The 22,693-nt window shown below is 66.1% G+C and carries 17 protein-coding genes and 1 pseudogene; 7 read left to right on the plus strand and 11 right to left on the minus strand.

The genetic code is table 11. From position 1 onward, the window contains the following. Positions 1–98 precede the first annotated feature (98 nt). Complete coding sequence (locus tag QFZ40_RS15280; RefSeq protein WP_306905440.1) at positions 99–1,022, plus strand: NADP-dependent oxidoreductase; 924 nt, start codon at positions 99–101, stop codon at positions 1,020–1,022. A gap of 302 nt (positions 1,023–1,324) precedes the next feature. Here QFZ40_RS15280 and QFZ40_RS15285 read toward each other — a convergent pair whose 3' ends face one another. From QFZ40_RS15285 to QFZ40_RS15300, 4 genes are read right to left on the minus strand one after another with little or no spacing between them, the layout of a single operon-like run. Beyond that, positions 1,325–2,356: a LacI family DNA-binding transcriptional regulator gene (locus tag QFZ40_RS15285; protein WP_306905441.1), complete on the minus strand. Its 1,032-nt coding sequence runs from the start codon at positions 2,354–2,356 to the stop codon at positions 1,325–1,327. Between the two features lie 35 nt (positions 2,357–2,391). Further along, complete coding sequence (locus QFZ40_RS15290) at positions 2,392–3,126, minus strand: cupin domain-containing protein (protein WP_306905442.1); 735 nt, start codon at positions 3,124–3,126, stop codon at positions 2,392–2,394. A 3-nt stretch (positions 3,127–3,129) separates the two neighbouring features. After that, a complete protein-coding gene (locus QFZ40_RS15295) occupies positions 3,130–4,155 on the minus strand; it encodes a PmoA family protein (RefSeq protein WP_306905443.1) in 1,026 nt (341 codons plus the stop codon). Positions 4,156–4,194: 39 nt separating this feature from the next. Further along, positions 4,195–5,316 (minus strand): Gfo/Idh/MocA family protein, encoded by a 1,122-nt coding sequence (locus QFZ40_RS15300; RefSeq protein WP_306905445.1) that lies wholly within the window; start codon positions 5,314–5,316, stop codon positions 4,195–4,197. Between the two features lie 224 nt (positions 5,317–5,540). Here QFZ40_RS15300 and QFZ40_RS15305 point away from each other — a divergent pair, with 224 nt between their 5' ends. After that, positions 5,541–7,934, plus strand: a complete 2,394-nt coding sequence (locus QFZ40_RS15305) for a beta-glucosidase family protein (RefSeq protein ID WP_306905446.1) — start codon at positions 5,541–5,543, stop codon at positions 7,932–7,934. Here QFZ40_RS15305 and QFZ40_RS15310 read toward each other — a convergent pair. Beyond that, positions 7,876–9,030, minus strand: a complete 1,155-nt coding sequence (locus QFZ40_RS15310) for a low temperature requirement protein A (RefSeq protein WP_306905448.1) — start codon at positions 9,028–9,030, stop codon at positions 7,876–7,878. The two genes, QFZ40_RS15305 and QFZ40_RS15310, sit on opposite strands and share 59 nt — an antisense overlap. Positions 9,031–9,121: 91 nt before the next feature. On the opposite strand from QFZ40_RS15310, the gene QFZ40_RS15315 reads away from it, so the two are divergent. The 3 genes from QFZ40_RS15315 to QFZ40_RS15325 are packed head-to-tail and all read left to right on the plus strand — an operon-like array spanning position 9,122 to position 12,433. Continuing rightward, entirely contained in the window at positions 9,122–9,802 is a 681-nt protein-coding gene (locus QFZ40_RS15315; protein WP_306905449.1) for a TetR/AcrR family transcriptional regulator, read from the plus strand. A 25-nt stretch (positions 9,803–9,827) separates the two neighbouring features. Continuing rightward, positions 9,828–10,745, plus strand: a complete 918-nt coding sequence (locus QFZ40_RS15320) for an ABC transporter ATP-binding protein (protein ID WP_306905450.1) — start codon at positions 9,828–9,830, stop codon at positions 10,743–10,745. Then, entirely contained in the window at positions 10,745–12,433 is a 1,689-nt protein-coding gene (locus tag QFZ40_RS15325) for an ABC transporter permease (RefSeq protein ID WP_306905451.1), read from the plus strand. Before QFZ40_RS15320 ends, QFZ40_RS15325 begins: the two co-directional genes overlap by 1 nt. Positions 12,434–12,489: 56 nt before the next feature. Here QFZ40_RS15325 and QFZ40_RS15330 read toward each other — a convergent pair whose 3' ends face one another. The 5 genes from QFZ40_RS15330 to QFZ40_RS15350 form a co-directional block, all read right to left on the minus strand. Further along, entirely contained in the window at positions 12,490–12,960 is a 471-nt protein-coding gene (locus QFZ40_RS15330; protein WP_306905452.1) for a pyridoxamine 5'-phosphate oxidase family protein, read from the minus strand. A 63-nt stretch (positions 12,961–13,023) separates the two neighbouring features. Further along, entirely contained in the window at positions 13,024–13,587 is a 564-nt protein-coding gene (locus tag QFZ40_RS15335) for a hypothetical protein (RefSeq protein WP_306905453.1), read from the minus strand. 48 nt (positions 13,588–13,635) lie between these two features. Then, a complete protein-coding gene (locus tag QFZ40_RS15340; RefSeq protein ID WP_306905454.1) occupies positions 13,636–15,780 on the minus strand; it encodes a glycosyltransferase family 39 protein in 2,145 nt (714 codons plus the stop codon). A gap of 8 nt (positions 15,781–15,788) precedes the next feature. Further along, on the minus strand, positions 15,789–17,153 hold the full coding sequence (locus tag QFZ40_RS15345) for a glycosyltransferase (RefSeq protein WP_306905456.1): 1,365 nt from the start codon (positions 17,151–17,153) through the stop codon (positions 15,789–15,791). An 81-nt stretch (positions 17,154–17,234) separates the two neighbouring features. Beyond that, a complete protein-coding gene (locus tag QFZ40_RS15350; RefSeq protein WP_306905457.1) occupies positions 17,235–18,230 on the minus strand; it encodes an aldo/keto reductase in 996 nt (331 codons plus the stop codon). A gap of 318 nt (positions 18,231–18,548) precedes the next feature. Between QFZ40_RS15350 and QFZ40_RS15355 the strand changes: the two genes are divergently transcribed. Continuing rightward, positions 18,549–19,106, plus strand: coding sequence for an NADPH-dependent FMN reductase (locus tag QFZ40_RS15355; protein WP_306905459.1), 558 nt, complete (start codon positions 18,549–18,551; stop codon positions 19,104–19,106). Between the two features lie 172 nt (positions 19,107–19,278). Beyond that, positions 19,279–21,467: pseudogene (helR, locus tag QFZ40_RS15360) on the plus strand (RNA polymerase recycling motor ATPase HelR). A 4-nt stretch (positions 21,468–21,471) separates the two neighbouring features. Here the strand turns inward: helR and QFZ40_RS15365 are convergent. Beyond that, positions 21,472–22,659, minus strand: a complete 1,188-nt coding sequence (locus QFZ40_RS15365; protein ID WP_306905460.1) for an acetyl-CoA C-acetyltransferase — start codon at positions 22,657–22,659, stop codon at positions 21,472–21,474. Positions 22,660–22,693 lie beyond the last annotated feature (34 nt).

Below are 22,693 nucleotides of genomic sequence, written 5' to 3' on the forward strand. Positions count from 1 at the left end.
GTAGGCCGGCCTGCTTTCAGGCGGTCATTGCCCGGGACAAGGGTCGTTGGCATGATGAGGAAACCAACCGTGCCGCAAAATCAGACGGGGAGACTGCCATGAAAGCTGTCCAATTCACCGAGTATGGCGGGCCGGAGGTCCTCAAGCTCGTCGACGTAGAGGAACCGCACGCCGGGCCTGGCCAGATCCGTGTGGCCGTTCGTGCGGCAGGCGTCAATAGCTTCGACTGGAAGATTCGACGCGGGGCACTGGCAGCCGTCATGCCGATGAGTTTTCCTGCCGGAGTGGGGCTGGATGCATCGGGAATCGTGGACGAGGTCGGCGACGGTGTGCAGGGAACTGCAGTCGGTGAGGAGGTCTTCGGCAGCGTCCCCATTAACCCCTCCTCCACCGGCGCGGCGGCCCAGTACGCGGTGTTGGCCGAGTGGGCGAAGAAGCCGGAGAGTCTCTCCTTTGAAGAGGCTGCCGGGTATCCGATGTCGACCGAAACGGCGCGCCGGGCGTTGAACGTGTTGCCCCTGGAGACCGGTCAGACCCTCCTTGTCAATGGAGCCGCTGGCGGTGTGGGCCTGTCCGCCGTCCAATTCGCCCTCGCCGCCGAAGCCACTGTGATCGGCACGGCCAGTGAGGGGCATCACGAGTATTTGCGCTCCCTCGGTGCGATCCCGACGACGTACGGCCCCGGTCTGGTTGACCGGGTGCGGGAGCTTGCCCCGAGCGGAGTCGATGTCGCCCTCGACGCGGTGGGCTCCGGGATCCTGCCGGAGCTCATTGAGCTCACAGGCAGTGCCGACAGGGTTATCACCACCGCCGACAACCGGGCCGCCGAGTATGGCGTGCGGCTCACTGGCGGAATAGGCCCGGACCGTGCGCCGCAAGCACGCACCGAAGCGGCTGCGCTATTCGAGCAGGGAAAGTTTCGCCTGCCGGTCGAGGAAACCTTTTCGTTGGAAAATGTCGCGGCCGCGCACGCGAAAAGCGAACAGGGCCACGTGCTGGGCAAATTCATCGTGACTGTGTAATCGTCGGCATACCGGAAAACATCTGGCGGCAATCCGTTTCGCTCCGCCATCAACGGAATAGACCAGTCCCTAATCTTGAGCAAATACTTCACCCGTTTTCGGCTGATGCTGAGCAGAGATGGCTAGCTTGGGTGCATCAGCGAAAGGGAAGGTGAACTGGAATGACGATATTTGAGTACTTGTCAGGATTAGCCATCATGCTTGGTTCTCTGGCAGCGCTCCTCGGACTGTCTGCGGGAGTCATCCGCTACCGGACAGGACGGCACGTAACGCCGGCTCCTTAAGCCGGAGCCCCGCCGACGTCACAATGGCGGGGTGCTCGGTGCCGCCGTCGACCCCCGCACCACCAGCTCCGTCCCGAGCTCGATCCGCTGCGGCAGTTCCTCGTCCCCGTCCAGGTGCCGGAGCAGGGCGCGCATCGCGGTCTCCGCCATCTGGACCACAGGATGGCGGATGGTGGTCAGCCCGGGCTCGATCCACTCAGCCGCTGGAATGTCGTCAAAGCCAACGATGGACAAATCCTGCGGAATACGGAGGCCGGCCGCGCGCGCAGCCCGGTACGCACCCAGGGCCTGGGCGTCGTTGCCCGTGAAAATCGCGGTGGGCCTTTCGGCCAGCTCCAGTAATTTCCGGGTTCCGGCCTCGCCCGCCTCAGTTGAGAAGTCGCCCGGAACCATCAGTTCCGGATCCACCCTGACCCCGGCGCGGCGCAGCGCGGAAATGTACCCGTCCTCGCGGGCACTGCTGCACTGCAGGTCCTCGCGGCCGCCGATCATGCCGATCCGCCGGTGGCCCAGCTGCAGAAGGTATTCCGTCGCCGCGTGGGCGCCCTCCCAGTTCGCGGCCCCCACCGTCATCAGATCAGGGCCGGGCTGGCCCACCGGGTCAATGAGCACCACCGGGATCCCCAGCGACTTGATCCGCTGGATCTGCTTGGCGTCGAGTTCATAGACCGCCATCAGCAGCCCGTCCGACTTCCGCTCGGCAAGGTTCGCCAGCCAGGGCCTGATCCGCGAGCCGTCCATGGACAAGCTGCTCACTACCGTGCCGTACCCGGCATCCTGCGCCACGCGCTCCACGCCTTCGATGATCTCCAGCGCCCACTCCGAACCCAGCCCGGGGAACACCAGATCGATCAGGCCGGCCTTCTTGCTCCGCTTCGCCGGGCGGCGGGCATAGTCCCGCCTGGCGATGATCTCCTCCACCCGGGCCCTTGTGGCCGTCGCAACATGGGCACGGCCGTTCAGCACTTTGGAAACGGTGGGAACCGAGACGCCGGCCTCCCGGGCAATCTCGCTGATCGTCGCCCGCCCGACGTCCTGTTTGCTCACCACGGAACCCACCTTCCAGCCGGAGTGACCTCGCAGCGCTAATCGGTTTCGGAAAGTTCCCAAGCCTGGATCCGGCCGCACATGCCGTAAATCCTGCTGGTATTCCGTTTTCCCATGATAGTCCGCGCATCCTGCAGATAGAAACTTTCGGCCGCTTCCAGAGAACGCAACTGCTTCCGGGTGGTTTCGGCCTGCTGCTCCGCTCCTTCGGACAGGAATTCCGCCCACCTCCCGGCCTTGGAACTGACCAGCCGCGCCGCCGCAGCATGGAAACCTGCCAGGGCGGCGGGGCCGGATGCCAGGACGGCCTCCTTCAGCGCCAGGTACCCTTCGAGTGCCAGATCACGACGACGGCGGGCGGCGTCCTCGCCTGCCGCCAGTCCGGCGTCGGCGTCCCGGAGTTCAAGCACCGCCGCGCGGCGGTACGCCTCAGCGTCGGCGAGGTGCTCCTGCGGGAAGGTCATCACGGCGTCGCCGTTTTCCGGCAGCCCGGCGTTCTGCATGACCACCAGGACCTTCAGGTCGCCCGAATCGTTGATGGCCCGGTGCACTGTGCCGGGGGTGAACCACACCACGGCTCCCGGCGCCAGCAGTGTGGACGTGAACCCGCGCGAGTCCAGCGTCTCCAGCCGGCCGGTGCCCGCCAGCACCACATAGGCCTCGGTGGATGCGGTGTGCAAATGCGGTGCGCCACCGGCGGCACCGTCCTGGCCCGGCCAGTTGTAGATGCTGATCTCGGACACGGCGGTGGCTCCGGGAAACGTGGTGCCCACGGTTCAGGTCCAGCTGTCCAGCGCGGCCCGGGCGGCGCCGGCGAGCGCCCCGGCGAAGCCTTCATCCAGGCTCCCGTCCGCGATTACCACGGCGTACCGGTACGTCAGCGGCGCGCCTTCACTCAGGGGCACCACCTCACTGAAGAACGGCGCGGAACCCAGGCAGGCGAACATCGATGAGCGGGCGAACCACTGATTCGGCGCCCCGGGGTTGGCGCCGTCCTCCACGAACATGATCGAAGAGAAGCGGCAGGTCACATCATGCTGGCCTGTGAAGGCGATCCACGGCGACCGGCTGCCCATGAGCTCGTCCCCGCCGGCGCCCTGCCCGGAGCGGAATTCGCCTCCCGTGAAGGACCGCGGTCCGCGCCAGAACAGTCCGCCGTAGCCGGCGTTGTCCCTGCCCTCCGTGGTGGGGCTGCCGATCCCGATCTCGGCGCCGGAGATGTTGTGCATCTCCGTCTCGAACAAAAGCACCCAGCCGGCCGCGGGCCTGCCGGGAACATCCAGCAGCCGGACGTTGAAACGGCGCTGCTCGGCTATCACCGGCCGGCCGTCCTGGCCGGACCAGTGCAGGACTTCCGACGCCGTGATCCCGGCACCGGAATCATTGATCGCCGTGAACGCCCGATGCTTCATGGCGCCGTTGTTGTCCAGGTTGGCGTAGCCCGTGGCCCGGGTGTACGTGGCGCCGCCCCAGAAGTTGTGCTCCCCTACATTGGGCAGCGCCCAAGAGAGGCCCTTGTGCCACACATGGTCCCAGGGCCGGGAAATGGTCACCTCGTCGCCGTCCAGGGTGGTGAGCGGGTGGAAGAACGGCCGCGGGCTCTCATACTGGTCATCCGCGGGCCGGTAGGTGTACCTGGCAATCTGCTGGCTGCCGGCCGAGAAGACCAGGGCGGTGCCGTCGTCGGAATAGCTCAGCTCTGTTTGTTCCACGGCGGTTTGTTGCACGGCGGTTTGGTGCACGGCGGCTTGGTGCAGGGCGGGATCGGTAGCAGCGGAATCGGTTGCGACAGGGCTGGTCATGAAAACTCCAAATATCGGGGGTTTGGTGCCGGAAAAAGATCAGGCGACGGCGGTGGCGGCAGTGGCTGTTGAATTCAGGACCCGGGTTCCCAGGCCGTCGCCGTCCATGCCTGAGTAAAAGGTGTGGCCGGGGACAATCTCTCCCCGGCGCACGGTTTTGCCCGTGAAGGCGGAGGCGTAGATGGCGGCAGCGAACTCCAGCGTCTGCCGGGCCGAGTCCGCCCCGGCTGGAAGCGGCTGTCCGGCGTCGAGCGCGTCATACATGGCCAGGAACTGGGCGGAGTGGCCGCTGCCCAGTTCCAGCGGTTGGCTTTCCCACGCATTCCGGACCGGATCCTCATGACCCGGCGCGGCAGTGATGGTCCAGTCGTTGCTGCCGTACCCGTACAGGTGGCTGAGCTCCACGGTGGCGAACTCGCAGTCGACCCGGATGTCCGAGGTCTCCCGCGGGGACAGCAGCGAGTTGGTGACGGTGGCTACAGCGCCGTTGGCGAAGCGCACAATTGCCACGGACAGATCCTCGGTGGAGGTGGCCCGCGCCTGCCGCGAGGCAAGGGCCGTCACCTCCTCCCACGGTCCCAGCAGATGGAGCAGGAGATCGAACTGGTGGATGCCGTGGCCCATGGTGGGACCGCCGCCTTCGGCTGCCCAGGTGCCGCGCCACGGCACATCCCAGTAACTGTCGGGGCGATACCAGAGGGTATCGCAGCGCGCCACGAGCGGACGGCCGAAATCGCCGGCGCCGATCAGGGAGCGGGCAGCGGCCGAGGCATCCCCGAACCGGTGCTGAAAGACGCAGGAGAACTGCGCTCCGCCTTTTGCCTGCGCCGTTTCCAGCCTGTCGAAGTCGGCCAGGGACAGGGCCGGCGGCTTCTCGGAGAGGACGTGGGCGCCGGCTTCCAGGCACTCGATGGCCTGGTCAATGTGCAGCATCGGCGGGGTGCACAGGTGCACGATGTCCGGCTTCGCCTCCGCCAGCAGCTCTGTGAGGCCCAGGTAGCGGCCCGAAATGTTGTGCTGGTCGCCGAAGGCCTGCAGCCTGGACTCATCCACATCGCAGGCGGCCACCAGCTCCGCCCGGCCGCCGGTCCGGGCCAGATTGTCAGCATGCACCGCCGCAATCCCGCCTGTTCCCACAATGGCCACTTTGTACGTCCGCATCTGAAATTCTCCGCCTTTGCAGTCAGTCATCGGGAGCGCTCCGGATATTTCCGAAACTTTCCAAACTGCACCAGAAGTTTCTGCCGCAGCTTGAGGGCAGCCTTGCCCCGGCCCTTCAACCGTAGGAAGCCAATCCGTTCAAAGTCAAGGGTTTTCAAATCTAGAAAGTAAACAAAATTTTCTGATACTTTCTAAGAAACGTGTTCCAAACCTAGGAGAAGCGTGTGAGCAGCGTTGCCCAGAATGAAGTTCTGCCCCGCGATGCCGGTCAGGACGCCGTCGAACGCCTGGTGCGGGAGATGACCCTGGAGGAAAAAGCAGCCCAGCTGGTGGGCGTCTGGGTGAATGCCTCGACCGACGGCGACTCGGTTGCGCCGCTGCAAAGCCAGCTGGCCGGCGATGACCGGTCCTGGGATGAGGTCATCTCCCGGGGCCTGGGGCAGATTACCAGGATGTACGGGACAACACCGCTGGAACCCGTGGAGGGTGCACGGCGCCTGGCGGCGGCCCAGGAACAGATTATGGCAGCCTCCCGCTTCGGCATTCCTGCCCAGGTGCACGAGGAATGCCTGGCCGGCCTCGCCGCCTGGAAAGCCACAGCATTCCCTGTGCCGCTCGCCTGGGGCGCCACGTTCAACCCTGACCTGGTGCGCATGATGGCCGGAAGGATCGCTGCCGGCATGCGTTCACTGGGCGTGCACCAGGGCCTGGCGCCCGTGCTGGATGTGGTCCGGGACCTGCGCTGGGGCCGGGTGGAGGAGACCATCGGCGAGGATCCTTATCTGGTGGGCACTGTGGCCACCGCCTACGTCCAGGGCCTGGAGTCCGCGGGAATCGTAGCCACGCTTAAGCACTTTGTGGGCTACTCGGCCTCCCGCGCCGGCCGCAACCACGCGCCTGTCTCCATGGGTCCGCGCGAACTGGCCGACGTCATGCTGCCGCCTTTCGAGATGGCCATCAGGCACGGCGGGGCCCGGTCGGTGATGCACGCGTACACCGACATCGACGGCGTCCCGGCCGCGGCCAACCCCGCCCTGCTCACTACGCTTTTGCGGGACGAATGGGGCTTCACCGGAACTGTGGTCGCCGACTACTTCGGCGTGGCCTTCCTCCACCACACCCACGGCGTGGCGGCCGACGCGGGCGATGCCGCGGTGCTGGCACTGCAGGCGGGGGTCGACGTCGAACTTCCCACCGTGAACTGCTTCGGCGAGCCGCTGCTCCAGCGCGTCCGCGACGGCGCACTGGACGAATCGGTCATTGATACCGCGCTGCGCCGGGTCTTGCGGCAGAAGCTGGAAGCCGGGCTCCTCTCCCCCGGCTTCCAGCCTGCCCCGCCTGCCCTGGCCGGCGGCCAGGTCGATCTGGATCCGCCTGGGAACCGTGATCTCGCCCGGCTCGTGGCGGGGCAGTCCCTGGTGCTGTTGAGCAACAGGACGTTCGACGGCGGTCCGGCGCTTCCGCTGCTCCCCGGAGGTCAGGGTTCACTGGGCATTGTGGGCCCGCTGGCCGAGGATCCGTTTGCCATGCTGGGCTGCTATTCCTTCGACGCGCATGTCGGAGCGTCGCACCCGGACGTGCCCATGGGCATTTCGGTGCCCACCGTCGCCGGGGCCGCTTCGGCGCGGTTTGGCACCGTCCACAGTTCGGTGACGGGCACCTGCGAGGCGGCCAGCGAGGAACAGGTCCTGGAGGCCTGCCGGGTTGCTTCCGAGGTGGATACCTGCGTGATCGTCGTGGGTGACAATGCGGGGCTGTTCGGCCGCGGAACCTCCGGCGAGGGCAACGATGCCGCCGATCTCCGCCTCCCCGGCGACCAGCACCCCATGCTGGACCGGATCCTTGCGGCTGCGTCCGGCGCCGGCACCCGTACCGTCCTGGTGGTCCTCAGCGGCCGGCCCTACGCGCTCGGGGATTTCGCCGAACGGGCCGACGCCATCATTCAGGGGTTCTTTCCCGGCGAGGAGGGTGCCGAGGCGCTCTGGGACGTGCTCACCGGCGTCGTCAATCCATCCGGCAAACTTCCGGTGTCCATCCCCCGGACCCCGGGCGGGCAGCCTGGCACCTACCTGCACAGCAGGCTGGCGGGCCCTTCAGAGGTCAGCGCTCTTGACCCGTCACCCCTGTACGGCTTCGGCCACGGCGGCTCGTACACCACCTTCGGCTTCTCGGACCATCATTGCAGCAGCCGCTCCATCCCGACGTCGGGCGCCGTCACCATCGGCTGCACTGTCACCAACACGGGCGTGCTGGCTGGCGCCGAGGTAGTGCAGCTGTACCTCGAGGACCCGGTGGGCGAGGTGGTCCGCCCGGTCCGGGAGCTGATCGGCTACACCCGGGTGGAACTGGCCGCCGGTGCCTCCGCCGCCGTGGAGTTCACCGTGCACGCCGACCGCACGTCCTTCACCGGGCTGGGGATGGAACGCATCGTGGCGCCCGGACTCGTGAAGCTGCACGTGTCGACGTCGAGCACCACCGACGTGCATACGCACGACGTGATCCTGGACGGTGAGCGCCGGGTGGTGGGGTTTCAGCGGGAGATGCTGACGCCGGCCAGGGTCACGCCCAGCTCGTCCGCCGCGCGTGGCGCCGCCTCCGAAGCTCCACGTAGCCAGTGACAAGGAGCAGCAGCATCACGGCAAACGCGAGGACGACGGCGGCGGGCACCAGCGCGCTCACCGGTATGAGCAGGGCAGCGATCACCACTGTCGGCAGTGCCCAAGGCAGCACAGTGCGCACCGGCTGCCCGTATCGCAGCGAGATCATCGCGTTGGTCGCGTAGAACAGGGCCACACCCCCGCCGAGCGATATGCCGGAACCGAGCGGCAGGTGCTCATACGGCTCCGGAATCGCCGTCGCGATTGCGCCGGCGATTGCTGTCACTCCCAGGACCAGGAGAAACGGCAGGAACAGTGTGGTCTGCAGTATCCCGGCGAAGTCTGACCGGGCCTGGAGCCGCAGCAGCCCCGCCGTCATCGTACCGGTGCCGTACTGGAAGAACGCCCAGCCAAGGAGGGCAACGACGAGGAACCCCAGTGCCCCGACCAGGCCGGAGCCCGGGCCCCATTCATCCGAGACCTCACTGACGATGGTAAAAATCGATTCGCCAAGAACGATGATCACAAAAAGGCCGAGCCGTTCAGACGCATGCTCGATGTTGATGCCGCCGACTCCCCTGTCCGGCCAAAGGCGGGCGCCCAGCGCCGCCATGCCGACCTCGACGGCGATGGAGACGGCCCACAAGATGACAGCAATGTGGAGCGGTAAAAAGGCTGCGGCGAGCCAGAGGAGCGCCGTTCCGCCGTTATAGATCCAGATCCGCCACGGTGTATCCGCCGATTTTTGGCCATGCTGGTAAAGCCACAGGACCAGCAGGACGGCGCGCATCGCGGCGTTGCCAAGCGAAAAGGCCCACGACCGTTCACCAAAAGCGCCCGGAGCTGCGGCCGCCATGACGCTGCTTGCGGCCATGGCCGCCAGCATCGCAACGCCCAGCGCCCGGGCCGACAAACGGGGCAGCAGGTTAACGACAGAGGCGATGTTGACCCAGGCCCACCAGGCCGGGAAGAAAAGCAGGACAAACGTGCCGAACTGGGCCAGGCCGGGGTCGCCGTGGATCCCGTGGGCCAACTGCCCCACGAACGCGACAAAGACGAGGTCGAAGAACAGTTCCATCCAGTGCACGCGGCCGGGATCACGGAATCTCTCCATCATTGCCCCATGCTATTGCCGGGCCACCCGGTTATGTAGGTCCCGGCTACACACGCTCTTGTCCTTAGCTATACACTCGAGTAGCATCCTATACATGCGTACAGCAGTGATGACTTCGCTGAGCAGCCAGAACCTGGAGCTGACTGCCCGGACACGGCTTCGCAACGCGGCAATCGAGTGCTTCGCCATCGACGGGTTCGATGTCTCCGTGCGCACCATTGCCTCGCAGGCCGCCGTAAGCGCCGGCCTGATCAGGCATCATTTCGGGTCAAAGGACCTGCTTCGGGAGGAATGCGATGCCGCCGTCCTGACTACGCTCCGCGAGCTCAAGAGCGCCGCCGTCGAAATGCCCTCCGGGCAGCTCATGGAACTGCTGGCTCAGGCCGACGAATACGGCGGTCTCCTGCTGTACATCCTGCGCAGCGTGCGCGACGGCGGCAGCGGGGGCCGGGCGTTCCTCGAGCACATGATCGCCGATGCCCAGGAATACACCCGGAAGGCCATCGACACGGGCCTGCTGAAGCCGAGCCACGATCCGGAGGCCCGCGTCCGCTATCTGGTGATGCAGGGTGTCGGCGGCATGATCGTGGCACTCTCCCGCTACCCGAACATCACCATGGACAATTTTTCCGCCATCATGTCCGAGATCATGGCCGACATGACGCTGCCGCAGCTGGAGCTGTACAGCCAGGGACTATTCGCCGACAGCAGTGTCTTCGACGAATATCTGCGCGCCACCGGCAGGACGGACCGCCCTGCTTCAACCCAATCCTGATCGGTTCTCAGCAAGAGGAGTTCCCGTGTCCACATCAAGTCCCGCCATTGAAGTTGTTGGCCTTCGAAAGTCGTTCGGGCGCCAGGTTGCGCTCGACGGCCTGGACCTGAGGGTCGGGACAGGCCAGATCGCCGGCTTCCTTGGACCCAACGGATCAGGCAAGTCCACCACCATCCGGATCCTGCTGGGAATGCTGCGGGCTGAAGCCAGCACCGTGCGGGTCCTCGGCGGTGATCCCTGGAACGACGCCGTCGCCCTGCACCGCCGCATTGCCTACGTCCCCGGGGACGTGAATCTTTGGCCGAACCTCACCGGAGGGCAGGCAATCGACATCCTGGGTGAGCTCAGGGGCGGCGCCAGCAGGGCCCGCCGGGATGAGCTTCTGCAGCGTTTCGAACTTGATCCGTCGAAGAAGGCGCGCGCCTACTCGAAGGGGAACCGGCAAAAGGTCGCCCTGGTCTCCGCACTGGCATCGGATGCGGAACTTCTGATCCTGGACGAGCCGACGTCGGGGCTCGACCCGATCATGGAGGCTGCGTTCAGGGCCTGCATCCGGGAGGTCAAGGCCGAGGGCCGCTCGGTGCTGTTGTCCAGCCACATCTTTGCCGAGGTCGAAAACCTCTGCGACACCGTGACCATCATCCGGAAGGGCAGAACCGTCGAGTCCGGGACCCTTGCCGAGCTTCGCCACCTGCGGCACACCACCATTTCGGTAACCCTGGACGACCCCGCCGCCGACCTGTCCCTCGTCCCCGGAGTCAACGACCTGGCACGGGACGGGGAGCGCTGCACTTTTACCGTTTCCGACGCGGATCTTGCCGGCGTCTTGGCGGCTCTGGCCCGCTGGCGGCCACGGGCGCTTGTCTCGACGCCGCCGTCGCTCGAAGAGATTTTCCTCCGGCATTACGGCCCGGAGATGGCAGCTGAAGGGGTGACGGTCTGATGACTGCGGCTCCGGCATCAGCCTCGTCCTCGCCATCGGCATCGGCCAGGAAGCCGCGTGCTTCCACCCACCGGCTCGCGTCCCAATCAACTACGCAGGGCCTGCGGAACATGGTGGTCTTCATCCTCCGCCGCAACTGGCTGCGGCTGCTGGTCTGGACCATGCTGCTGGCGAGCATGATCCCGCTCGTCTACGAGTCGCAGCGCGCCGCGTTTCCCACCCAGGCCGACCGCGAGGCCTACGCGTCGATCGCGAACACGCCGGCGGTGGCCGCTCTCACCGGGACGCCGTATGCAGCCGATACGCTGGGCGGCATCCTGGTCCTCAAGATCTGGATGACGCTCGCCATCACCCTCGCCTTCGCCACCGTCTTCCTTGTGACACGGAACGGCCGCGCCGACGAGGAAGCAGGACGCACTGAATTGCTGCGGTCCAGCGTGCTCGGCCGGCACGCCTACACCCTGGCGAACTATCTCGTCGTCGGCGCCTTCAATGTTCTGGTCGGTATCACGATTGCAGGTGCCGCGGTCGCCCTTGGCCTTCCGGTCGACGGCGGCCTGGTCCTTGGCGCGTCACTCACCGGCCTTGGGCTCTTCTTCCTGGGCGTTTCCGCCGTTGTTGGTCAGCTCGCCTCGACCAGCCGCGGCGCGAATGGTTTCGCCAGCATGGTCATCGGCGCGGCGTTTGTGATCCGCGCGGTCGGCGACCTGGAAGGCATGGGCACCACACCCGGCTGGATCTCCCTCGTGTCTCCCATCGGCTGGGCGCAACAGATGCGCCCGTTCGGGGAAAACCAGTGGTGGCCGCTGGCTCAGTTAGTGGTGGGCGGCGTCCTGCTTTGTGCCGTTGCCCTGCGGCTCGAAGCCCGGCGCGACCTCGGATCCGGCGTGCTGCCGGACCGGCCCGGGCCGGCCGAGGCGAGCCCGGCCATGATGATGCCGTTGGGCCTGGCTCTCCGGCTTCAGCGGGGTTCCCTTGTCGGCTGGTTCGCCGCCGTCGTGGTCATGGGCCTGCTGTACGGCTCGGTGGCCGCACAAATGGCTGACCTCCTGGCATCCAACGCCATGTACGCCGCCATGTTCGCTGGCCATGGCTCGTCGTTCACGGACGGCGTCATCGGGCTGCTCGTGATGCTGAACGCCATCGTCGCCAGCGCATTCGTCGTCGAGAGTGCGCTGCAGGTGCGGGCCGAGGAGGCCTCCGGCCTCGCCGAGCCCCAGCTTGCGGGGAGCGTCTCCAGGCTTCGATGGACCGGCGGCCGCCTGCTGCTGCCGGTGATCGGCTCCGCGCTGCTGCTGGTCATTGGGGGGCTGGTGATGGGCGCTGCATACGGAGCCTCGCAGTCCGATGCCTCGCAGGTCTGGGTGCTCCTGGGTGCGGCCATTGCCTATTGGCCCGGCGTGCTCGTCACGGCCGGTGTCGTGGTTCTGCTCATCGGTGTCGCCCCGCGACTGGCCGCCACCCTGTCATGGTTCTATTTCAGCACCATGGTCATTATCAGCGTTTTCGGGGCGCTGTTCAGCCTCCCGCCCGAGGTGACAGGGAACACCCCGCTCACGGCGACGCCCCGCCTGCCGGCCGACGCCTTCACGGTGCCGCCGGTCCTGGCCCTGTCCGCGATTGCTGTTCTCCTGTGGGCCGCTGGCCTGGTGTGGTTTACCAGGCGCGATATCGCCCAAGGGGCATAAAGGGCGTCAAGGATCCACGAAGTCAGCCATTCTTGGTTCGCGCGGGTTGTTGAGGGTCATTCAAAGGCTGAACGATGAGCGCCTTCGGTGGGGGTCCACCAGGTATTGGGCGGAGCGACGGTAAACCGGCGTCCTGATATCTGGCCGGGCACGACCCGTACGAAATGATCTTTCTTGCCTGCTTCCCAAGGGAACAGCGGTAGGGAGAAGGTGCTCAGGACATCTTCCTTTTGAGTCAGGAGCTCCGCCTTGCCCCGAAGAACAACGCTCCAGGCAACGCCGGTGTCAGGATCGACGCCGTCAGCTTCCATGGCCACGGGAAAATCACTCAACGCCGCCTGAAGCTTGGCGCCCGAACCGGTCCGGAAGACCACTGTTCCATGATCGGTGGTGTAGTTGACGGGAAAGATGTCAGGTCCATCCTCATGCCAGACTGCCAGACGGCCTACCGATACCTGCCGCAACAGGTGCCAGCACTCCTGGCTTTCCAGTTGCTCTGTCTTGGGCACCAGCGGCTCGTTTTCCATACCACCGATCCTAGGCTCACCGGCAGCCGAAAGCACTGGCCTTTTCAATAGTGCCCAAATGGGTCAGGACACAGCGAAGAGTGCCAGCGCTAGGCCCGCCGCGACCAGCGCCTCCCGGGCCGCGGTCAGGCCCGGCACCGGCCTCGGACCAGAATCCGCGCGCAGGGTGAAGGTGGCAAGCAACCATCCGGCCGACGCGAACACCATCACTATGGCCACTAGCAGGTCTACGAGCAGGACACCGAGTTCGTGGCCGGGATGACCCGTCCCTGAACCTGCGTTGCGGGCCGCTTCAAACAGGACCCAGCCTCCCAACCCGGCCAGGACGGCGTGGTAGACAGCCGGAGCCGCTCCATCGCCGGATCCGGGCGACGGCGTCGCCAGTTGAAATACCATCCGCCCGACAAACCACAGGAACACCGCCCCCAGAACAGCCGCCAAAGGCAGCTGTCCCGACGGCGCCCAGCCCAGTCCCACGGCCGCCACAGCGGCCGCCACCAGGGCAGAACCGCCCGCATCCGCCTTGCCCGCCACTGTTTTGGCACGGAGGATGCCTGCCACGCTGCACAGGACAGCGGCCGTCAAAGCCAGCACGAGCGCCGTCACCAGGAGGGTGCTGCGGAACATATGAAATTTCCTTCCAGAGAATGCAAAGCCCTGAGACGTCGGTTGTCTTTAGGGGTGGAGACGGTAGACCGTTGATCCTCCGACCTGGGTGGAAGGGAACGTCGCTTCAACCCATTGGGTGATGGCTGAGGATGTTCCGTTCCCCCCGGGACGTCCCCGGCCACCGGTGCTGGCGCCGGCATTACCGAATCCGCCGAACCCGCCGAACGCATTGCCGGGAACGAAGTAGGCGATCTGCCCGTCGTCCACCAGCTGCTTGAACTGGTCCAGTGTCGGATACGGATCCGAGCCGCTGAAACCGCCGATGGCCATGACCGATGTGTTGGACCCGAGCTCCAGGGCGGCCGCGCTGTTGGCCCCGACGGTGGCGGCTGCCCATGTCGTCTGGGTCTTCTGCAGTAACGCATCCAATGCCGGGTTGCCCGGGGTTTCGCCAAAGCCCACGCCAGCAGGTGTCGCTGCACCTGCCCCGGCCCCGGCCGCGGCCCCTGCGAAGCCTTCCGCATCCCGGGAGCCGGCGAACCTACCCGATGCTCCGCCGCGGGGAAAGCCGCCGCTCTGGCTGGTGCCCGCAAGTCCCATGGTCCGGTTGTTGGTTTCGGGGGCCGGCCCTGACGCAGGCGAACCACCCGTGTGGCCCACCGCCGCCGTCGCCGCCGTCCAGGCGCCTGTTCCCAGGCCTGCCGAGAGCAGGGCCGAAATCAGTACCGCCGCCCCCGCCTTCCCGGTACGCGCCGGGCCGGCGGCAAGCAAAGCCGCAGCCAGGACACCCAGGATCACAACCACCCAGCGAAGCCAGGGCAGCCAGTCAGGGACACTGGATAGCAGGACGAAGGACCAGATCGCGCTGAGCAGGACAGCGGACGCGAGGACAGCCCGGGCTGCCGGCCGGGCCCGGAGCTTCCAGAGCTGTACGCCGGCGACGCCGATCACCGCGGCCACAGCCGGCGCCAGTTCAATGGTGTAGTAAGCGTGGATGGTGCCGCTCATGAAGGAAAAGACGACGGCGGTGGTCAGCAGCCAGGTGCCCCAGAGGATCAGGGACGCGCGGACCATATCCGTCCTGGCCGCCCGGAGCGTGAACCACAGTGCACCCGCGAGAAGGACGAACGCGGTGGGCAGCAGCCAGGCCACTTCGGCACTGAACTCGCCCCCGAACAGGCGCAGCACGCCGGGAGGGCCGCCCATGGCAAATCCACCCCCGCCGACGCCAGGGAAATCCCCGGCGCGCCCGGCAAAGTCGGGGAAGTCCTGCGCCGCAGGCCCGCCGGCATTTCCGCCGTTACGGCCAAGGATGCGGCTCAGCCCGTTATAGCCGAAGGCGAGTTCCCAGAAGGAATTTGTCTGCGAACCGGCCATGTACGGCCGGTCGGATACCGGGGTCAGCTGGAACACCAGCGAATAGGCTCCGGCGACGAGCGAGATGCCTCCGGCGGCGGCCAGCAGGTGCAGGAGCCGCTTCTTGAAAGAAACAGGAGCCGCGATCAGGTAGGCAAGTGCGAGGGCCGGGACAGTCATGAATCCCTGCAGCATCTTGCTCAGGAAGGCCATGCCCACAAAGGTGCCCGCCCAGAAAAGCCACGCGGGACTGCCTTTCCGGGTGGCGGTCACCGTCATCCAGGCCGCCACCATAAGGCAGAAGACCATCATCGCGTCGGGATTGTTGAAACGGAACATGAGTGCCGCCACCGGTGTGGCGGCGAGGGCAGCGCCGGCGATGAGTCCGGCGGCCGGTCCGGCGGCCTTCCGGACAGCAAGGTAGAGCATCCCGACCGACGCGACGCCCATCAAGGCTTCGGGCAGAAGCATGGTGAAGGAACCGAAACCGAAGACGCGGCCCAGCAGGGCGGGTATCCAGAATGCTGCCGGCGGCTTATCCACTGTGATGGCGTTGGAGGGGTCCAGGGACGCGAACAGCAGCGCCGTCCAGTTCTTTGTCCCTGCCTGCACGGCCGCCGCATAAAAGGCATTCCCGTAGCCCGAGTTTGTCAGGTTCCAGAGATAGGTCAGGGCGGTGACGAGGAGCAGGGCCGCTGCCGACGGTCGCACCCACGCAGGTTGCTGGTCGCCAAAGGCCAGCTGCTTCCAACGGGGTGCCGACGATTGCCGGGAAGCGCGCGCATTCACTCCGGCGGGGCCGGGGGAAATTCGGTCTCGGCCGTGGCCGGCGTCGATGACGGATTCGGTGCTCATGGTGTCTCTCACTTGGTAGCGGGGGCGCCAGGTTGGGCCGGGGCGGTAGCCGGTGCCGGGGCCGGCGCGGGAATGTTCCGGCCGGGACGTTTGAAAACCCATGCCCGGAACAGGATGAACTTCAGGAGTGTGGCCAGCAGGTTTGCGCCGACGACTGCGGCCACTTCAACACCCCTTGAGGGCTCGGGTCCGGAGTGAAGCCAAAACAGCACGCCTGACGTCATTACCAGGCCCAGGGCGAAAATAACGAGACCCTGGAACTGGTGCCTGACCGCGCCGGAGCGCCCGGAAACCCCGAACGTGAAAAGCCTGTTTGCCGCGGTGTTCGCAACCGCCGTGAGCAGCAACGCAATAAAGTTCGCGGTCTGGGCACCGGAAAACCCGCGCAGGAAGACGAACAGTGCCAGGTAGGCGAGGGTCGAGAAGGCGCCGATGACGCCAAAGCGGACCAGCTGCCCCAGGAGCGCCCCGCCGCTTTGCGCGGGGGCTTTGCGGCCAAGGGCGCTACGCAGCTCCGCAACGGGGATGCGTCCGTTCATCATGTCCCGGCCGATCCGCATGATCCCTTTCAGGTCATCGATGGAGGTGCGTACGACGTCGACCGACGAGTCCGGGTCATCAGTCCAGTCCACCGGCACTTCAGCCACCCTCAGTCCGGCGCGGTCGGCGATGACGAGCAGCTCAGTGTCGAAAAACCACGAGTCGTCGACAGTGCAGGGCAGGAGGGCGTCCGCTATGTCCGAGCGGATGGCCTTGAAGCCGCACTGGGCGTCCGAGAACCGGGCGCCGAGGGAACCGCGGAGGATCAAGTTGTAGCTTCGGGAGATAAATTCACGCTTTGCCCCGCGGATGACACGCGAGTTCCGGTTTAGCCGGGTTCCGATGGCCAGATCGGAATGCCCAGACAGCAGAGGGGCGACTAGCGGCAGGAGGGCTGCAAGATCTGTGGACAGATCGACGTCCATGTAGGCAACCACGGCCGCCTCTGAGGCAAGCCAGACCGTCCGGAGCGCCAGTCCGCGTCCCTTCCGGTCCAGGTGGGTGAAGCGCACTTCTTCCAGTTCCCGGCTCAGGCCACGGGCAATGTCCAGGCTCGAATCAGTGCTGGCATTGTCCGCGATGGTGATCATGAAGGGGTGCGGGAAACTGGCCTTCAGGTAGGAATGCAGGCGCCGGACTGCTGGTTCCAGTCCGGCTTCCTCGTTGTAGACGGGTATGGCCACGTCGAGAACCACGGTCCCGCTGGACGTGTCGACGGGAGCACGTTCACGCCGGATGGCGGCGAAACGATCCACCGGGTTTTCAACCGCCTGACGAAGGACCCCTGGCGCTTCGGGCTGTAGCCGCCCCGGCTCGGTTGTTGTACTGGACATGCTTTGAAGGTAGGCAAGGAAGGTTGGTGCTTCCCCTACGAATGCTGGAAGTACGCCCTAAAGCCTCCCCTCAGCTGTCCTTTACACTCCTGCGGGCAGGCGATCCAGGATGGCCTCGATGTCACGGTGCTGGCTTTTGCTGAGCGGCCCATAATCGAGTGCGGCAACGTTCTCAGCGACCTGTGACGGGTTCCGGAATCCGGGCAGCGGGACAGTCTGAGGGTGGTGTGCCCAGATCCATCCCAGCGCACCTTGCGCCGGCGTCCGGCCTTCCGCAGTCAGGATGTGCCTGACGGCATCGAGCCGTTCCAGGAACTCCGGGGAGGGGCTGCCGTCGCTGAACCATCGCAGCCATTCCGGTTGCCGGCCGCGGATATCGTCAGCGGGGAGCCTGCTGGCCGAGGTGTATCTGCCTCCAAGCAGCCCCATCGCCAGCGGCGAACGGCACAGCCCGGCGAGGTCGTGACGCTCGCACACGTCGAGCATGTCGGGGTTGTCGTCCAGAACGTTGAGCTGCAGTTGGACCGCGGTGCAGCGGGGGCCGGCAGCAAAGACCTCGGCCCGGCCCGGGTCATCGGTGCTGATGCCGTACCAGCCGATAAGCCCTTCTGCGGCCAGGTCTTCCAGGGTGTCGACGAGTTCAGCGGCACGAGCGTCGTCGACGTCGGGGGTGTGCAGTTGATAGAGGTCGACGCGGTCGCGGCCGAGCCTGCGCAGCGACGCCTGCAGAGCCTCGCGGACATAGGACGGCGACGTGTCGACGCCGGTGAGCTGCCGGGTGGATTCATCGATGGTGTTGCCAAACTTGGTGGCCACCAGGACGTCGGGATGATCAGCCAGCACCCTGCCCAGGAGTCTTTCGCTGTGCCCTGCGCCGTAGGCGTCGGCAGTGTCAAACAGGGTGATACCCAGCTCGACGGCGCGGTGCAGGCCCTGTACAGCGAGGTCGTCGTCGACACCGGCGTACCCAAGCTGTTGGTCACCTGCGGCCATCGCTCCGCCGATGGCCCAGCAGCCGAGGCCAAGAGCGCTGACTTCCAGGTTTGAGCGGCCAAGCCGCCTTGTCATTACGGTCATGCGGTTTTTCCCCTTGTAGGTCGCAATAATGGCGTCAAGGACCAGGGCGTCCTACTGTGAAGCGGCTTCAGCGGCACCCAATATACCGGTCAGGGACCAGTTCACATGGGGACCGCATTTCGAGTCAACCCCTCAACGTGACCTAGCGGAACCGGAGGACAATGGAGCCGCTTCAGCGGCCGGACCTTGAACTCCACGCCGATCAGGCATCCCCTGGACAGTGGCAGCAGCTCGCTGATCGACTGAGCTGGTCAAGAGTATTCTGAGACCGAGATCGGAACCCGCGACCGAAACGGGAATTCAACGGGGGTGGTTTACATGGTGAGGATCGCTGTGGTGGTCGGCAGCACCAGGCCAGGGCGACGAAGCAGGCAGGTGGCGGACTGGGTGATGTCCCGGGCATCTTCCCGGGGAGGTGCCGACTTCGAGATGCTGGACCTGGCCGACTACAACCTGCCGTTGTTGGACGAGCCCGTCCCTCCATCCCTCGGGGACTACAAGCATGAGCACACCAAAGTGTGGGCGCAGGCGGTCTCGCGGTTCGATGGCTTCGTCTTTGTCACGGCTGAATACAATCACTCAGTGCCCGGCGTCCTGAAGAACGCCCTGGACTTCATCTACGCCGAATGGAACAACAAGGCCGCGGGCTTCGTCTCCTATGGAAGTGCCGGCGGCGTTCGTGCCGTCGAAAACCTGCGGTTGGTCGCCGGTGAACTCCAAATGGCTGACGTCAGGGCGCAGGTGTCACTGCCATTTGCCACCGACTTCGAGAACTTCACCACTTTCACCCCGAGTGAAGCAGCGGAAGAGGCCCTGGAGCCGCTCCTGGACCAGCTGATCTCCTGGACAACAGCCCTGAAAACCATCCGGGGCTGACTCCCAGTGGAGGCGTCGACATTCATGCGGGCGTTGACAATTTCGGGGAACAGGGAGAACGGAGGCATCACATTCCTCCTATTTCCAATCTATAGCTGACAGGGGGTCTTGCCGCAAGACCGGGGCACTGCCGCAGAATTGGGAGCCGAAGCCCCGGAGAGGAACTGATGCCATGCCCCTGACCACCAGCGCGTTCAACCTTCCTGATCACCTCATGCACAAGGCGGACCCGGCGCTGATCGCCGGGGATGAGCAGCATTTTTCGGCAATTGCGGAGAGCCTTGAGCTGTCGATCGCCGATCTGTCCGCCCGGCTCGATGCCACACGCAAGGCGCCCGGCCGGTTAGGCCAGGAGGCGCTGGAGCGGGACGTTGAGATCCGCCGGCTGACCTCTCGCCTGCGCGCGCTGCGCCGCTTCGGTTTGGATCTGTGCCTTGGCCACATCGTCAGCGCGGACAACGCCCGGCCCGTCTACATCGGACGGCTTGGCCTCACGGATGCTGAGGGGCGCCGGCTGCTCATCGACTGGCGCTCCCCCGCGGCCGAACCGTTCTTCGGAGCGACCCACGCCAACCCGATGGGTCTGGCAAGCCGCCGCCGGTACCGCTGGACCCGCGGCCGGATCAGCGACTACTGGGACGAAGTATTCACCACTGACAGTTCGGTCGGGATTGCCCACTACCCCGCCCTCGATGACCTGTCTGCCTTCATCGCCAGCCTGGGCACCAGCCGGACGGCCCGGATGCAGGACGTGCTCGGCACCATCCAGGCCGACCAGGACGCCATCATCCGTGCGGCACCCCGCGGCGCTCTCGTCGTCGACGGCGGTCCGGGCACGGGGAAAACCGTCGTCGCCCTGCACCGCTCCGCCTACCTCCTGTACTCCGACCCCCGCCTGGGTCAGCGTGGCGGTCATCGCAGGAGCGGCCTGCTGTTCGTTGGTCCGCACCGGCCCTACCTGTCCTACGTCGCCGACGTCCTCCCCAGCCTCGGCGAGGAGGGCGTGCAGACGTGCACCCTGCGGGACCTCGTCCCCGAAGGCGCCCTGGCAGCAGTTGAGACCGACCCGGACGTGGCGCTCCTGAAGTCGTCAGCGCGGATGGTCAAAGCAATCGACGCAGCCGTCGGGTTCTACGAGAAAGCGCCCGCCAAGGGGCTGGAGATCGAGACGCCGTGGGCGGACGTCTGGCTCAGTGCTGAGGAGTGGGCCGAGGCGTTCGGGACGCCCGTTCCGGGCACGCCGCATAACGAGGCGCGCGAAGAGATCTGGGAGGAACTGCTCACCATCCTGGTCGACAAGTTCGACGGCGGCGACGTGCCGGAAGACCTGCTCCGCAGGGCGTTGGTCCAGGACACCGAGTTGGTGGAAGCGTTCAGCCGGGCTTGGCCGTTGCTCCATTACGCGGACGTCGTCAGCGACCTCTGGTCGGTGCCCGCCTACCTCCGGCTGTGCGCGCCCTGGCTCAGCGCTGACGAGGTGAAGAAGCTGCAGCGCCGGACCGGCAAGGCCTGGACCGTGTCTGACCTGCCGCTCCTGGATGCCGCCGGGCAACGGCTCGGCGACCCCGAGGCGTCGCGGCGCAAGCGCCGGCAGGAGGCCACACTGGCCGCCGGGAGCTCATGGACCGTGTGGTCGATGACCTGGTGGCGGCCGACGACTCCGAACTGCTGGTGATGTCGATGCTGCGCGGGGAGGACATGCAGGACAAGCTGGTCGACGACGACGCACTTCCAGGCCTAGACCCGGACGAGCTCGCCGGCCCGTTTTCCCACATCGTGGTGGACGAGGCGCAGGAGCTGACCGACGCCGAGTGGCAGATGCTGCTCCTCCGCTGCCCGTCCCGGAGCTTCACCGTCGTCGGGGACCGCGCCCAGGCCCGGCACGGGTTCGCTGAATCGTGGCGGGAAAGGCTCGAGAGGGTTGGCTTGACCAACGTGAACCTGGCCACCCTCGGCATCAACTACCGGACGCCGAAGGAGATCATGGCGGAAGCCGAGCCGGTCATCAGGGCCGCGCTCCCGGACGCCAACGTGCCGACCTCCGTCCGCAGCAGCAGGATTCCCGTCGTCCACGGATCGACTTTGGAACTGGATGCTGTCCTTGGCTCCTGGCTCAGCTCCCATACCGACGGGATCGCCTGTGTGATCAGCACCAGTGACGTCCTGCACGGCTCCTTCGGGGAGACGTCCCGGATCAGATGGCTGACCCCGGAACTGTCGAAGGGCCTCGAGTTTGACCTGGTGGTCCTGGTCGACCCGGATGCCTTCGGCACGGGCATTGAGGGGGCAGTCGACAGCTATGTCGCCATGACCCGGGCGACGCAGCAACTCGTCATCCTGACGACCCGCGGTTCATCGTGAGAGTTCATCGTGAGAGCAGCAACGCTTCACCCTGGCCGCCGCCTCCGCATAGTGCAACAGCCGCCTTGCCCGTGCCGCGGCGCTGGAGCTCGTATACGGCGGAGACCACTACCCGTGCGCCGGAGGCACCGATGGGATGACCGAGGGCGATTGCTCCCCCGTTGACGTTGATTTTGTCCATCCCGATCCCCAGCTGTTCGGCCGAATGCAGGGCAACGGAGGCGAAGGCCTCATTGATCTCCACGAAGTCCAGTTCCTGCACGCTCCAGCCCTCCGTCTCAAGAGCCTTGCCTATGGCGCGGGCAGGCTTGTCCGGCAGGGACGTGTCCGGTCCAGCTGTCTGTCCCGCGGCGCCAAGAACCGCCATGATCTCCAGGCCATGCGTCTCTGCATAGGCCCGGGTTGTCAGGACGACGGCGGCCGCGCCGTCGTTAAGGGGTGAGGCGTTTCCGGCAGTAACCGTGCCTGCTGGGGAGAACGCCGGCCGGAGCCTGCCCAGAGTGTCCTCATTGCTGTCGGGTCGCACTCCCTCGTCGATGCTTGCCAGCTCGGCTTCCCCGCGGCGCCGCGGCACCTTGACCGGGACAATCTCCGCGTCGAAGAGGCCGGCGGACTGAGCGGCAGCTGCCCGGCGGTGGGAGTCGGCTGCTGCTTTGTCCTGCGCGGTGCGGGGAATCCCCATGGCGTCATTGGCATGATCGGTGGCCAGGCCCATGGCCTCATGGTCGAAGGCATCGGTGAGTCCGTCGTGGGCGGCCGAGTCGATGAGCGCGGCATTGCCATAAAGATATCCGGCGCGCGAACCCGGCAGCAGGTGCGGGGCGTTGCTCATTGATTCCTGTCCGCCGGCGACCACCACGTCGGCCTCTCCCAGCCGCAGGAGCCGGCTCGCGTCGATGATGGCGCTGAGTCCGGACAGGCACACCTTGTTTACTGTGGCGGCGTGGGCGCTGAGCGGGATGCCGCCCGCGACGGCTGCCTGGCGGGCGGGATTTTGCCCGGCCCCGGCCTGCAGTACGTGTCCCATGATGACGGCGCCGACGGTGTCGGGGGCAACGTCGGCGCGGTCGAGGGCCGCGGCGATTGCGGCGCCACCGAGCTCGACGGCGGACAGCGGGGCAAGTTGTCCCATCAACTTGCCCTGCGGTGTGCGGGCGGCCCCGACGATGACAACATCTGTTTTGTGGTTCATGACTTCTCTTTCGATGGGGCGAGGTGCAGCTGGC

The sequence above is a fragment of the Arthrobacter pascens genome (assembly GCF_030816475.1).
Lineage (GTDB): Bacteria > Actinomycetota > Actinomycetes > Actinomycetales > Micrococcaceae > Arthrobacter > Arthrobacter pascens_B.

Excerpts from the sequence above, each read along its gene's own strand:
- QFZ40_RS15280 (WP_306905440.1), top strand. The coding sequence starts at position 99 with ATGAAAGCTGTCCAATTCACCGAGTATGGCGGGCCGGAGGTCCTCAAG.
- QFZ40_RS15295 (WP_306905443.1), bottom strand. The coding sequence starts at position 4,155 with ATGACCAGCCCTGTCGCAACCGATTCCGCTGCTACCGATCCCGCCCTG.
- QFZ40_RS15300 (WP_306905445.1), bottom strand. The coding sequence starts at position 5,316 with ATGCGGACGTACAAAGTGGCCATTGTGGGAACAGGCGGGATTGCGGCG.
- QFZ40_RS15310 (WP_306905448.1), bottom strand. The coding sequence starts at position 9,030 with ATGATGGAGAGATTCCGTGATCCCGGCCGCGTGCACTGGATGGAACTG.
- QFZ40_RS15315 (WP_306905449.1), top strand. The coding sequence starts at position 9,122 with ATGCGTACAGCAGTGATGACTTCGCTGAGCAGCCAGAACCTGGAGCTG.
- QFZ40_RS15325 (WP_306905451.1), top strand. The coding sequence starts at position 10,745 with ATGACTGCGGCTCCGGCATCAGCCTCGTCCTCGCCATCGGCATCGGCC.
- QFZ40_RS15330 (WP_306905452.1), bottom strand. The coding sequence starts at position 12,960 with ATGGAAAACGAGCCGCTGGTGCCCAAGACAGAGCAACTGGAAAGCCAG.
- QFZ40_RS15335 (WP_306905453.1), bottom strand. The coding sequence starts at position 13,587 with ATGTTCCGCAGCACCCTCCTGGTGACGGCGCTCGTGCTGGCTTTGACG.
- QFZ40_RS15340 (WP_306905454.1), bottom strand. The coding sequence starts at position 15,780 with ATGAGCACCGAATCCGTCATCGACGCCGGCCACGGCCGAGACCGAATT.
- QFZ40_RS15345 (WP_306905456.1), bottom strand. The coding sequence starts at position 17,153 with ATGTCCAGTACAACAACCGAGCCGGGGCGGCTACAGCCCGAAGCGCCA.
- QFZ40_RS15350 (WP_306905457.1), bottom strand. The coding sequence starts at position 18,230 with ATGACCGTAATGACAAGGCGGCTTGGCCGCTCAAACCTGGAAGTCAGC.
- QFZ40_RS15355 (WP_306905459.1), top strand. The coding sequence starts at position 18,549 with ATGGTGAGGATCGCTGTGGTGGTCGGCAGCACCAGGCCAGGGCGACGA.
- QFZ40_RS15365 (WP_306905460.1), bottom strand. The coding sequence starts at position 22,659 with ATGAACCACAAAACAGATGTTGTCATCGTCGGGGCCGCCCGCACACCG.